Here is a 12,700-nt window from a genome sequence, read left to right on the forward strand (position 1 = left end):
AACTGCTATATATGCCACCTTATGTCTTATATAATAATAGACATCCGTAAAAATCCGACTTTTATGTTCCACCTTATACATCGTCTGCACGTTATGCATTATTCGTACTGCATATGCTATCTACAGCACAATAAACAACTTACTAAAAAGGAGAATGCTGCATGAGAGCAGACAGGCTGCTGCGTCTATTATTACTGCTGCAAAATGAAGGCAAACTAACTACCCGCGAACTGGCACAGAGACTGGAAGTATCCACTCGTACCATCGTGCGGGATATGGATGCACTCAGCGCTTCAGGCATACCGGTATATGCCGAGCGCGGCAGCCAGGGCGGCTGGAAGCTGACCGATGGTTACCGCACCCGGCTCACTGGCATCAAGCCCGAGGAACTGGGTTCACTGCTGCTGTCCTCCCATCCTCAACTGCTCGCAGACCTTGGGATTCAACAGCATTTTGACGATGCACTGCAAAAGCTGCTGGCTGCCCTGCCTTCCGGCGCTTCACAGACGGCGCAGATGATCCGCTCCAAAATTCATATCGACGGCGCCGGCTGGCATCAGACAGACGAGATTTTGCCGCAATTGCTTACGATTCAGGAAGCGGTATTTGCCGAACATAAGCTGCATATTCACTATCGACGGGATGGGAAAATAGTCGAACGACTGGTATGCCCGCTGGGACTCGTCGCCAAGCGTTCGGTCTGGTACCTGATCACCCAGATCGAGGATTCGGGTTATGAACTGCGAACCTACCGGGTGTCCAACATTGCGGAAGCTATCATGCAGGAAGAAGGCTTCTCTCCTCCGCCTGTTTTTAGCCTGCCGGACTATTGGGAACAGTCCACCCAACAGTTCAAAAGCAGCCTTCCACGCTATCCTGCCCGTATTCGGGTATGTACAGCCGTTCTGCCGCAGCTGGAAAAGGAGCGGTATATCCAGATCGGTCCTATCCAGCCTTGTACCGATCAGCCGGACTGGTGGGAGACGGAGGTTCAATTTGCTACACTGGAGCATGCCTGCAGCCTGATGCTCGGCTATGGCAGCACAGCCGTTGTACTATCTCCCGAGGAATTGCGTCAGCGCATTATCGGGCAGGCAGCTTCCATTGTTCAGCTGTATGATAAATAGAGAAATGTATCTTTCTTTTCCGATGGATCTTGACGCTGCTGCCAGATCTCATAACAATCATCACTAAAACATCACGAAAAAATCAACAAACATCAACAAAAATGCCCCTTCCTTATGAAAGGAAAGGGCATTTATTTTTATAGTTCGACATCCGTTCCTATCAACGGATTCGATCTGTATACCTATGCTTATGGAGTTGGTGTACCACCGTTGGCGTTAAGTGTCTCGCCGCTTACATAGCTGGATTCCTGACTGGCCAGGAATACGTATGCAGGAGCCATTTCGACCGGTTGACCCGGACGACCGAGTGGGGTCTGGGAACCAAAGTCCTTGAGCGCTTCTTCCGGCTGTCCGCCTACGACCTGCAGCGGCGTCCAGATTGGACCTGGAGCTACCACATTCACACGGATACCTTTTTCAGCAACTTGTTGAGCCAGTGCCTTGCTGAATGTGTTGATCGCCGATTTGGTTGTCGCATAATCCAGCAGGATTGGTGAAGGGTTATACGCCTGGATGGAAGATGTATTGATAATGCTGCTGCCCGGCTTCATGTGCTTGATAGCTGCCTTGCACAACCAGAACAGAGCATATACATTGGTTTTGAATGTATGATCGAACTGTTCGTTGGTCAGGTCAGCGATCTCCGGCACAAACTGCTGCTTACCGGCTACGTTCGCCAGAATATCGATACCGCCCAGCTCTTTGACTGCTGTCTCGATCAGCTGTATGCAGTACTGCTCATCCTTGAGATCGCCCGGTACAGCGACTGCTTTGCGGCCAGCTTCTTCGATCAGCTTGACCACTTCCTGCGCATCAGCTTCTTCTTCCGGCAGGTATGACAGTACTACATCTGCGCCTTCGCGAGCATAAGCAATTGCAGCCGCACGGCCGATACCGCTGTCTGCGCCGGTTACGACTGCTTTGCGGCCGGTCAGACGACCTGTACCGCGGTAACTGGTTTCTCCCGAATCAGGAATCGGAGTCATGTCTTTCTGCAGTCCAGGTTCCGGCTGCTGCTGTTGGTACTCCGGTCCAGCTTTCGGATACTGCGTCGTCGGATCTTGCATAGTGTATTGATCAGCCATGATTCATTTCCTCCTCTGAATGGTGTGAATTGGTTACTTTGAATAGCATCATTTACAAAAAAGTCTCAACTCTTTTTATGTAACCGACATGGCACTTCCTTAAACGGCGGATTGTTCATTTTCGTGCAGATCAATGTGCTTATGGTGCGGATTCGGTGTAGACTTTATCGGCGTAAAGCCGGGTAAGAATGTATTTGTTATAAAGGTATGTTACGATAGGATTTTTTGGTAATTAATGTATAATATTAGTGGTGTATGGGGGAATACGTAAAGGTGCCTGTATTACGAAAAAGGAGGATTTGGATGATAGATCTGATCATTGGTTTTATCATTTTCTCGGTCGTTATTATCGTATATACGCTGGCAGCCATCTTTGTCGCCCGCTATCTGATTGGCAAGCTGGATAAACGAGGGGTCCGGCCCTCCAGCATCGTGCTGGGAATTGCGCTCCCGATCGCCGCCTGTCTGATCTTTCTCGCGATCTGGTGGAAGTCGCCGCTGCAGCTTTTTTTGCTGCTGCCTTTGACCATGGTCGCCGGACGTATGTGGCGGGATTACAAAAAGCTGGAGAAACAGGAAAAGGAGCAGCTGCATTAGAGTGTACGGATTCACTCTATAGCCGGCTGCTCCCGTTTTGAACGAGAAAGTTGTATTTAAAAGCTGTATTTATATGAGTCATTTTCGCCACTACATAGAATGAGCAATGCAGCAGATTACTCGATTCAAAAGAGCGGTATTCTTCCTCGGAACTGCCGTATTCCTGAAATATGTTCTATATCTGCCCGGAAGGCTCTTGTGGTCCTGAGTCGTATGGGTGCGTTCACTCTTCTCGTTGCAGTGTTCATCTGCGTGCGACATGCATGATCTCAATCAACCATAATTTCAATCAAAACATCGGCAGGATGTACTTGATCAGGAACCATAACACCAGTCCCAGAATAATAATATATGCCGCATATTTGATAAATGTAGAAGCTACCATGCCAGAGTCCGAACGGCGTTCCACTCGTACTTCCCTTTTGTCCACGTCTACATTACGATTTTCATTCATCGGTCATTCTCTCCCTTTGAGGCTGTCAAAGCCTTAGTTGGTTAATTACTTTGAGTTCTATTACACCCATTTATTACTCGTGAATCGCTTTATATTTGTGAAGAGGCCAAAATATTTATATTTTTGCTTCAGCGAGCCATGCAATCAGCAGCAGGAAATGACAGACCATGTGGGCGCAGCGGCATTAAGGAAGACAAAGCTTGAGCAGCCTGCTTTGGACAGAAAAAAACAGGGCTTCCTCAAAGGAAACCCTGCCTGATCTGACCCTGTATCGTTATTCGTGATTTGCGTTTTTTTACTCGGCTATTCTTTTCCCGAACCGGAATAAAAGCGTTACCGGGCTTACAGTGTGCTGGCATCAATAACAAAGCGGTAGCGTACATCGGAAGCGAGTACGCGCGTATACGCTTCATCAATCCGGTCCGCCGAGATGATCTCAATCTCGGGAACGATATGGTGCTCGGCACAGAAGTCCAGCATTTCCTGGGTCTCCCGAATGCCGCCAATCATCGAACCTGCAAAGGCACGACGCTGACTGATCAACGAGAACACATTGAGCGACAATGGCTCGGCCGGTGCGCCTACGTTGACGATTGTGCCATCCAGTGCAAGCAGCGAGATGTAGGCATTAATATCGATCTTGGCACTGACGGTATTGATGATCAGATCGAATGTGCTGGCCAGGTTCTGGAATGTCTCCGGATTGCTGGTCGCATAATAGTGATCAGCACCAAACTGCAGTCCATCTTCCTTTTTACTCAGGGATTGGGACAGTACAGTAACTTCGGCACCCATTGCATGAGCGATTTTGACTGCCATATGACCAAGACCGCCCAGTCCGATCACCGCTACCTTTTTGCCTGGACCGGCATTCCATGTGCGCAGTGGGGAATACGTCGTAATCCCTGCACACAGCAGAGGTGCTGCATCCTGCAGACTGATATTGTCCGGAATACGCAGTACAAAGTCTTCGGTTACTACGATATGGGAAGCATAGCCGCCCTGCGTAAATTGACCGTATTTATCTACGCCGGCATAGGTAGGCACATTGCCTTTACGGCAGTATTGTTCCTCGCCTTTTTGACAGTTCTCACATTCACGACAGGAATCGACCATACAACCGACACCGACACGATCACCAATTTTGTACTTGGTGACTTCGGAGCCGACTGCAGTGACAATACCGGCAATCTCATGACCGGGTACAAGCGGATAATTGACAGGTCCCCACTCTCCGCGTGCTGTATGAATATCGGAATGGCAAATGCCGGAAAATTTAATCTCGATCAGTACATCCTGGGTATCCAGATCGCGGCGTTCAATCGTAGTCGCCTGAAATGGCTGGTCTGCACCATCTACTGCTCTGACTTTGGCTGTAATCATTAATAAAACCTCCTGTGCATGTTTCTTATTTTTCGATGGAGAATGATCATTGATTGGTTAATCAACATCTGTTAATAATATAGATACAGCAGACTTGTTCACAATAGTTAAATGGCATCAATTTATTGCATAATCAACAAATTGCGTAAAACTGTTCATTATCTTTTAGAAAGTCAGTCCAATCACCTATCTATGCAAAGGAGATTTTATGAGAAAAACCCTGATTACATACGATTACAGTCCTATCCCTGCTGTTATCCAGCCTTATCTGGAGCAAGCACATATTTACGACAGCAGTTCTTCCGACAATGCACAAACCCTGTTCATCCAGGGAAAAGAACAATGGTTTCTCAAAATTAGCGCTAAAGGAAAACTGGAACGCGAATATCGGATGACCGAATTTTTGCATCATCACCACATGGCTCCGAGCGTCGCAGCATATATTTCCGATGAGACAAATGACTATTTGCTGACTGCAGCCGTCCAGGGCGAAGATGGAGCGTCTCCACAGCATATGGCTAATCCTGAGCAGCTGGCTGCTGCATTTGGACAGTATTTGCGAATGCTTCATCAGCTGCCGCTGGACGGGTGCCCTTATCCCGGCAGAAGCGCAGAGATTCGCCAGGAAGCACTGGACAGCGGCATTGATCCGGCGCTGCTGGGCGAGCATGGCTATACACCGGTCGACAATGTCATCATTCATGGCGACTACTGCCTGCCGAATCTGATTATGGATCATTATGAATTCCGCGGCTTCGTTGATAATGGATATGGAGGTATCGGTGACCGAAATTATGATATTTACTGGGGATTATGGACGCTCAACTATAATCTCGATACCGAGCAGTATCATGATATTTTCCTCGATGCCTACGGCAGACAGGATGTGGATATGGAGGGCGTTCACTACTTCAGCCAGCTGGTGGATTGGACGGAATGATCACTACGTCTGAACAATTATCGATATCCAAAAAGCTCGCCCGGTATGTACTTCCTGCCAGGCGAGCTTTTTACATATGCAGAATCAGGCGAGATCAGCGTGTCCGGACGAATATTTTTCCCTGTATTGATCATAATCGAGCACTTCGATGACTTCCGACCAGTGCAGTACTTTGCCGACCAGACTGCGTACATCCAGTCCCGGCATCTCGTAGCTATCTGCCGTGTTGGTTGTGCCGGTCGCATCCTGGACCAGTGTCACCCGATAACCGCGGTCATAGGCGGCGATCGAAGTGAACATGCAGCAGAACTCCGCTTCAAATCCGACAATACACACATGATTTACACCCAATCCCTCCAGTACACCGGCCAGTTCGGTCTGGAAAAAAGCGCTTGGTGTAGACTTCTCGATCACCTGATCAGCATACGGCTGCAGCGACGGATGAATAGCCCCTCCTTCCGTTCCCCGGTACAGCGGGTGTTCCGGACGTTCATCCACATGACGCAGGAAAATGACCGGTTGACCGGCCTGCCTAAATATCTTATTCCTACTATTAATATATTCTGATCCTCATTCGCACGCTCATACTGCCTGGTTTTCAAAGGCAGTACGCTTATTCTCCGCGCGGTTCAAAGCTTATCTCTTCCAGATACAATCCTTCCGCTTCGGCCATGCCGCCAGTCTGCAGACGTTCCTTGGAGAGAATGATGGCCGGAATATCATCCGCTAATTTCTCTCCCAGCCCTACTGCAATCAGCGTACCGACCATTTTGCGAACCATATTGTACAGGAATCCGTTACCCTGGACACGGAACTCGATAAATCCATCTTTCTCCTGAATATCCAGTGTATAAATGGTACGCACGGAGTCTTTTTTCTTGGATTTGGCATTGGCATACGCGGTAAAATCATGCTCGCCGATAAAATGCGCAGCCGCCTGACGCATCCGGTGAATATCCAGCGGCTTGACCACATGCATGCTGTATTTGCGCATAAAGGGATGACTGTATTCACGATTCCAGATTTTGTACAGATATGTCTTGTCGGTCGCCTGGAAGCGGGCATGGAAACGCTCATCCACGATCTCCACCCGGGTTACGCTAATATCCGGCGGCAGATAGTGATTCAGAAAGCTCATCACTCTGGCTTCGCTCAATTCCTGATTGGTCCTGAAATTGGCAACCTGCATCAAAGCGTGTACGCCTGCATCGGTGCGGCTCGAACCAATAATCTCGATCTCTTCGCCGGTCAGCACCGAGACGGCTTTTTCGATTTTGCCCTGAACCGTATTATCGCTATCTCCCAGACGCTGCCAGCCTTTGTAACGGCCTCCATCGTACTGGATTGTTAATTTGTAATTGTTCATGTTTTGCTCCTTCTGGCGGATTGGCTGTGATGCCTGACTGCAGGGTATGGCATACTCTTTGCCATACCATCTCATAGTCTAATGTAACACAAGCCGACCGCTCAGCCTATCGTTCATTTACCCGGTGTACGTTTGCCAATTCCGAATGCATAGTACCCCACGATAACGATCCCGATAAATACCGCTCCTACAATCAACGACATATTCGTATCCGGATTGAACCACATACCGACCAGTACCAGCGCCAGAAATACAATTACAATATAATTGCTCACCGGGAAGAACAGTGACTTGAAATTATGCTCATGCATCTGATCTTTCCACTGTTTGCGGAATCGGAACTGGCTGAACGCCATCGCAAACCATGGCACCATGCCAGGCAGGATGCTCGCGCTGTAAATGTACAGGAACAGCTTGGAATCCGGGAACAGGTAGTTGAACAATACACCGATCAGCAGCAGCGCGATCGTCGTTAGGATACTGTTGCGCGGCACGCCGCTTTTGGATACTTTGCCAAAAAACTTCGGTGCCTGTCCGTTCTGTGCCAGCGTATACAGCATCCGACCGGCACTGTAGATCCCACTGTTGCAGCCGGACATTGCGGCGGTCAATACGACAAAGTTAATAATCCCCGCCGCTGCGACGATACCCACCTTGGCAAATGTCAGCACGAACGGGCTTCCATTCTGACCCACTTCATTCCATGGATAGATCGTTACGATTACAAAAATCGCACCTGCATAGAAAATCAGAATTCGCCAGATAATGTTTTTGATCGATTTGCGCAGGGTTTCCTTTGGATTCTCGGCTTCACCAGCTGTAATCCCAATCATCTCAATCCCCTGATAAGCGGCGGTGACAATACAGAGTGCAAACAGGAACCCTTTGAGCCCACCGGCGAAGAAACCCCCATGACTGTACAGATTCGATAATCCGATCGCTACCCCGTCATTGCCAAGACCGAAGAAAATCATGCCTGTGCCAAGAATCAGCATAGCGACAATCGCGACAATCTTGATCATTGCAAACCAGAATTCGAACTCCCCGTAAAATTTGACCGCCGCCAGATTGGCTGCCGCGATAATGCCGACCCCTGCCAGTGCCGGCAGCCACTGCGGAATATCCGGGAACCAGTAACCGACATAGATCCCGATCGCTGTGACTTCTGCCATTCCGACAGTGACCCACAGGAACCAGTAGCTCCACGCCGTCACAAATCCGGCCAGCGGACTGATATATTTGTGGGCAAATGTCGCAAAGGAACCGGTCACCGGCTCCATGATCAGCATCTCGCCCATCATGCGCATTACGAACAACATAATAATGCCTGCCAGCAAGTAAGCCAGCAATACCGAAGGGCCTGCCCACTGAATCGTGCTCGCCGATCCCATGAACAGCCCGACCCCAATCGTTCCCCCGAGTGCAATCAATTCAATATGTCTTGCTTTGAGTCCTCTGTTCAATTGCTTGGCTTCCAAGAAAAACGCCCCTTTATCATCCTTCAATATGACTCCGATTTTGAATAAATAAATCAATGCAAAAACGCACTGCCACATTGTAAAGTAACATAATATGTAATTTCAATAGCACCGATCATAAGCGGAAATGACAATTGCCCAATCAACAGAAACATTGTCTACGTGGAGAGGACATCCTCTGGCTGTACGTATAGAATCTCTTAATTTGTATGAATAATCTATACTATCTATTTTTTTCTAAATGAATAGAAGCAGCCGTCAAATTTCATTAATACCGCTTTTTGCATGGAGTGGTATGATTATTTATTTTTATTTCCAAATATACATATCAAGTCTGTAGTATATTGATGATATTATGTATGAGTACAATGTCTACTCAGGAAAGACATTGTGTCCAAAATGTGACATTCTAAGTAAAGCGCTTCAATTCATAAGCTCTATATACAACTGCTGCAATGTATCAGCGGCTCTCTGTCTGATGAATCTGCTGTTCCCGTTGTTTCTCGTATTTCATCATCAAGCTCCTCTCCAAATGAAATCATACAATAACCTGTGCCGGATAATGCAGAGATGGGACGTCAGTACAAGTCTGGTTTATGGCCAGAGCAGATTCTGAGTCCAGAGTATGGTAAAATTCAATTGAAATGCCATTCTATCTTCAGTTTACTATAAGGGGTGTACGCCATGAATCCACAGGATCAAGCCAAACTTGAATTATTGACTCTCAATATGCAAAATATCAAACAGGAATTCCGCTGGCAGAATATAAATGTCAGCCGACTGGCTGCTCTGCTGTACGCGCTCGAGGGCCGGGAAGCTCCGGGAGAAGTCATCCGGGACTGCTACAATATGCTCAAGGAAAATACGAGCCGGTTCTCCATGTTCCGCAATATGCCTGCAGTTGTCATCTCTGCCATGCTCTCTCTGCGGCAGGATGAGGATCAGGAGACCCAGCTGCAGCATACACTGTCAGTCTATGCACAACTCAAGCAAACCGGATTCAAAGCCTCGGATTATCTGGTGATCGCCGCTTATGAGATTGCCGCCAATGCTGCGCCTGATCAATATGTACATACCATCGAACGAATGAAACTCTTTTATGAAGGAATGAAGCAGTATCACCGGTTCCTGACCAACCGAGACGATTATATCTTCGCTGCCATGCTGGCATTGTCGGATATTGATCCATCTGTTGGGGTGGAATCGATGGAACAGCTGCATCGGACACTCAAGCCCGAATTTGGCAATAATAACGGCCTGCAGGCACTGACCCAGGTACTGGTGCTGGGTGGCGAGACCGGCAGCACGCTGGATCGGATCACCGTGCTGCGTGAAGCGCTGAACAGACAGGACCTGCGCATGGATAAGCAGTATACCCTTTCTTCCCTGGGCGTTCTGGCTCTGCTGCCGGTTGACCCGGAGACGATTGTAAGTGATATGGCCAGCGTATCTGCCCATATGCGCGAACAAAAAGGCTTCGGCCGCTGGTCGATCAACAAGGAACAGCTGCTGCTGTATACGGCGGCCCTCGTCTCTTCCCGGTATATTGATGAAGTCCGCAAAGGACTGCTTACCCCAAATCTCACTACGACCATTACGAACATTATCATTGCCCAGCAGACAGCCATGATTGCAGCGGTTACGGCAGGAGCTGCCGCATCGTCTGCCGCTTCCGGTTGAATGGTCGAATATACTGCATAATCCTGCCTGTCTGCACAGTAGGATCGATCCCAAAAAAAGCGTACCCTGTATTTCCAAGGGTACGCTTTTTTGATCTGCCTGTTTTGAACAAATCCCATTATCAGCCGTCCATTTCCCGGGGCTCGCTCATTGTATCACTTCGTTCCGGGTTCTATCCGTGACTCCACCGTCATGCCCAATGAGTCACCTACATCACCATTATGCGTTCTACCGTTCCGGTATTCTCCTTGTACCAGATCATAACCGTCTCGCCGGCTTTCAGATCGGAGAGCTTCAACGTAGATTCCATGGCTGACGTGGCGGAATTGGTCTTGGAATCTGCTGCATTCAGCTGCGGCATCATCCCGGGTCCTTCGGAAATCTGCACATCCCCGCTGATCTGGAGCGTTTTCTCCTCGCCCGTGCTGTTCATTTCCATCTGTCTGCCGGGTGATGTGCCGCCTGGTAAGGGCTGACCTGCACCGGTTCCTTGATCAGTACCGGCATTGCCGGCATGGTCTGTATTACCAGCATTACCTGTGTTGCTGGGATTGGAAGGATCGCTGCTGTTGGTCGGGGCAGGAGCGGTGGAATTGGCAGACGAAGTACCATCTGCTGACTGTCCATCTGTGTCCGGTCGGGCATTACGATCGCCGGTCCTACTCTGATCACGACTGCGAGTCTGTTCCAGCAGCTCAATTTTAAGCGTGCTGCCATTGACCGAGATGACTTTACCCATCACATCCGCATTCATCATACCGCGCATTCCGCCGCCATTTCTGCCCGGCCCACCATTCATGCCCGTTCCGCCTCCATTCATACCCGAGCCGCTGCTGTCGGTAATATTCTGTGCGGTAATCACATCACAGCCGCCCAGCAGGACCGCTCCCGCCAGCAGTGCTGTCGACCAGCATAGCGTATATTTTCTGATTCTCATCAATCAATCACCCTTTCTCCGAAATGGCATATACCGGGACAGACCGTCATACATATCCTTGAAGCCCATATAAGACAGGATAATGAGCAGCGGATACACCGGATAGATATACCGGGACTTAATCTCCCACAGCAGATAGAATCCGATAAATCCTAGAATAATCAACACAAGGGCTGCTTCATCATACCGCCTTCTCCGGATCGCACCGATCAGCCGAACGAGGACAAAGATATACATCAGGAAATTCATCGCATACAGCACCCACATTAACCCACTGCGATAGACCGAGTCCCCGGCAAACAGCTGCGTTGCCACCGTTGAATAACTGTAACCGCCCATTACAAACCCCATACCGCCACCTGCAGAACGCTCCGTGCCAATGCCGTAGCGCTCGATCTGGTACGTGCCTTCCGTCCAGGTCCAGACCAGCTTTTTGTAATACAAGTCAGCCAGTTCGCCAGGGGACATACTGCTTAGCTTATCCTCAATCGCCTGCTGGAATAGCGGTATACTCTTGGCTTTATTATATTCCGCTTCCCGCTGATAAATGTTGTAGCTCAGCATATTATCCCAGAATCCGAATGTACTCTGATTCATCCCCATATTCAGCCACATGTAGACCGGTGCCGCATTGGTGCTCGTCGGCTCGTCGACTACACCGGAAGCTTGCAGAGCGGCATTTTGCGTCCAGCTTGGTACGTTGAATAGTATCGCCATGATACCGAGCGAGATCAGCATCTTCTTCCATCCGATACCGCGAGAATGGAGCAGCAGATAGATCACGGAAGCAATCAGGAAAATAATGCCGATACTGCGGAAATAATTGCCCAAGGCCAGCAGAATCGCTGCCAGCACAATATAACGAATCGATCGTGTCTTCACGAACCGGATCACCGCATACAGCGAAGCCGTCAGCAGCGTCGTCGCAATCACATCGTTATAGATAAAATTACTCATCAGCAGCGCCGGCATATAAGTCGCTGCAAATACAAGAACACCATAATCCCTGCCGGTCGAGCGATAGTTGAGCTGCTTGTAGATCAGGTAGATCATCAGTGTCGTCACCAGGGTGAACAGAATATTGAATATTTTCAGCACCAGATAGTTATCCGGAAATATCCACAGCAGCACCTTGATATACAGCACGGTCGAGAAGTTGAACGGAAACATATACAGATAACCGCCCGACTGAAAAGTCGAATAATCCCCGTCATTCAGCATACGCAGCGCCAGCGATACAACGGTCTGCGAGTCATCCGTCGGCAGACGCGGCAGCAGAAAAATAATCCCCAGCTGAATCGCCAGCGAGATACCGAGTACAACCGGGATAACGATCCGCGGACGATATCGGTTCAGCTGCTGGCAGAGCCGGTACAGTACCAGACTCACGACAATCAGCCCAATGACCAGCAGCAGGAGAACCAGAAGATGCTGCTGCTGCAAAACAGGCTTATCGCTGTAGACCGCATAATTATACTCTGCCCTCAGGAACAGGGATGAACCGATAAACAGCGCCATGAACACGGCAAGCATACCGTAAATAGCATTTTGGATAACCTTTTGCATGGAAAGACTCCTTCGAAGTAGTGTGATTATAAAAGACAAGAATACAATACGAATCAATGAACATTGCTGCACAGCCCTGCCTTTTTC

The 12,700-nt window shown here is 48.9% G+C and carries 12 protein-coding genes; 4 read left to right on the plus strand and 8 right to left on the minus strand.

What is annotated here, in order from left to right; translation table 11 throughout:
• The first annotated feature begins 161 nt into the window (after positions 1–161).
• Positions 162–1,127 carry a helix-turn-helix transcriptional regulator gene (locus M1D61_RS13025; protein ID WP_458119000.1) on the plus strand — a complete coding sequence of 322 codons (966 nt, stop codon included), beginning with the start codon at positions 162–164 and terminating at the stop codon, positions 1,125–1,127.
• A 188-nt stretch (positions 1,128–1,315) separates the two neighbouring features.
• On the opposite strand, the gene M1D61_RS13030 is transcribed toward M1D61_RS13025, so the two are convergent.
• Entirely contained in the window at positions 1,316–2,212 is an 897-nt protein-coding gene (locus M1D61_RS13030) for an SDR family oxidoreductase (protein ID WP_458119001.1), read from the minus strand.
• 303 nt (positions 2,213–2,515) lie between these two features.
• Here M1D61_RS13030 and M1D61_RS13035 point away from each other — a divergent pair, with 303 nt between their 5' ends.
• The gene (locus M1D61_RS13035) at positions 2,516–2,809 is read left to right on the plus strand and encodes a hypothetical protein (RefSeq protein ID WP_458119003.1); all 294 of its coding nucleotides are present in this window, start codon (positions 2,516–2,518) and stop codon (positions 2,807–2,809) included.
• A gap of 289 nt (positions 2,810–3,098) precedes the next feature.
• Here the strand turns inward: M1D61_RS13035 and M1D61_RS13040 are convergent, their stop codons facing one another.
• Positions 3,099–3,263: a hypothetical protein gene (locus M1D61_RS13040; RefSeq protein WP_017815028.1), complete on the minus strand. Its 165-nt coding sequence runs from the start codon at positions 3,261–3,263 to the stop codon at positions 3,099–3,101.
• Between the two features lie 342 nt (positions 3,264–3,605).
• Complete coding sequence (locus M1D61_RS13045) at positions 3,606–4,646, minus strand: NAD(P)-dependent alcohol dehydrogenase (protein WP_458119004.1); 1,041 nt, start codon at positions 4,644–4,646, stop codon at positions 3,606–3,608.
• A gap of 208 nt (positions 4,647–4,854) precedes the next feature.
• On the opposite strand from M1D61_RS13045, the gene M1D61_RS13050 reads away from it, so the two are divergent.
• Positions 4,855–5,586, plus strand: a complete 732-nt coding sequence (locus M1D61_RS13050) for an aminoglycoside 3'-phosphotransferase (RefSeq protein ID WP_458119005.1) — start codon at positions 4,855–4,857, stop codon at positions 5,584–5,586.
• Between the two features lie 84 nt (positions 5,587–5,670).
• On the opposite strand, the gene M1D61_RS13055 is transcribed toward M1D61_RS13050, so the two are convergent.
• The 3 genes from M1D61_RS13055 to M1D61_RS13065 all read right to left on the minus strand — a co-directional run bounded on the left by M1D61_RS13055 (position 5,671) and on the right by M1D61_RS13065 (position 8,430).
• Complete coding sequence (locus M1D61_RS13055; protein WP_458122504.1) at positions 5,671–6,144, minus strand: isochorismatase family protein; 474 nt, start codon at positions 6,142–6,144, stop codon at positions 5,671–5,673.
• 55 nt (positions 6,145–6,199) lie between these two features.
• Positions 6,200–6,952, minus strand: coding sequence for a tRNA pseudouridine(38-40) synthase TruA (gene truA / locus M1D61_RS13060; protein ID WP_458119006.1), 753 nt, complete (start codon positions 6,950–6,952; stop codon positions 6,200–6,202).
• A 113-nt stretch (positions 6,953–7,065) separates the two neighbouring features.
• Entirely contained in the window at positions 7,066–8,430 is a 1,365-nt protein-coding gene (locus M1D61_RS13065; protein ID WP_458119007.1) for an amino acid permease, read from the minus strand.
• Between the two features lie 684 nt (positions 8,431–9,114).
• Here M1D61_RS13065 and M1D61_RS13070 point away from each other — a divergent pair.
• The gene (locus tag M1D61_RS13070; RefSeq protein WP_458119009.1) at positions 9,115–10,110 is read left to right on the plus strand and encodes a DUF4003 family protein; all 996 of its coding nucleotides are present in this window, start codon (positions 9,115–9,117) and stop codon (positions 10,108–10,110) included.
• 208 nt (positions 10,111–10,318) lie between these two features.
• Here the strand turns inward: M1D61_RS13070 and M1D61_RS13075 are convergent, their stop codons facing one another.
• Together M1D61_RS13075 and M1D61_RS13080 are read right to left on the minus strand one after the other, a co-directional pair.
• Positions 10,319–11,047, minus strand: coding sequence for a hypothetical protein (locus M1D61_RS13075; RefSeq protein WP_458119011.1), 729 nt, complete (start codon positions 11,045–11,047; stop codon positions 10,319–10,321).
• Between the two features lie 3 nt (positions 11,048–11,050).
• On the minus strand, positions 11,051–12,613 hold the full coding sequence (locus tag M1D61_RS13080; RefSeq protein ID WP_458119012.1) for a glycosyltransferase family 39 protein: 1,563 nt from the start codon (positions 12,611–12,613) through the stop codon (positions 11,051–11,053).
• Positions 12,614–12,700 lie beyond the last annotated feature (87 nt).

The sequence above is a fragment of the Paenibacillus sp. Z6-24 genome, from assembly GCF_054161335.1.

Bases quoted from the DNA above. Each gene is read 5' to 3' on its own strand.
- M1D61_RS13040 (WP_017815028.1), bottom strand. From the start codon at position 3,263: ATGAATGAAAATCGTAATGTAGACGTGGACAAAAGGGAAGTACGAGTG.
- M1D61_RS13075 (WP_458119011.1), bottom strand. From the start codon at position 11,047: ATGAGAATCAGAAAATATACGCTATGCTGGTCGACAGCACTGCTGGCG.
- truA (WP_458119006.1), bottom strand. From the start codon at position 6,952: ATGAACAATTACAAATTAACAATCCAGTACGATGGAGGCCGTTACAAA.
- M1D61_RS13035 (WP_458119003.1), top strand. From the start codon at position 2,516: ATGATAGATCTGATCATTGGTTTTATCATTTTCTCGGTCGTTATTATC.
- M1D61_RS13080 (WP_458119012.1), bottom strand. From the start codon at position 12,613: ATGCAAAAGGTTATCCAAAATGCTATTTACGGTATGCTTGCCGTGTTC.
- M1D61_RS13070 (WP_458119009.1), top strand. From the start codon at position 9,115: ATGAATCCACAGGATCAAGCCAAACTTGAATTATTGACTCTCAATATG.
- M1D61_RS13030 (WP_458119001.1), bottom strand. From the start codon at position 2,212: ATGGCTGATCAATACACTATGCAAGATCCGACGACGCAGTATCCGAAA.
- M1D61_RS13050 (WP_458119005.1), top strand. From the start codon at position 4,855: ATGAGAAAAACCCTGATTACATACGATTACAGTCCTATCCCTGCTGTT.
- M1D61_RS13045 (WP_458119004.1), bottom strand. From the start codon at position 4,646: ATGATTACAGCCAAAGTCAGAGCAGTAGATGGTGCAGACCAGCCATTT.
- M1D61_RS13025 (WP_458119000.1), top strand. From the start codon at position 162: ATGAGAGCAGACAGGCTGCTGCGTCTATTATTACTGCTGCAAAATGAA.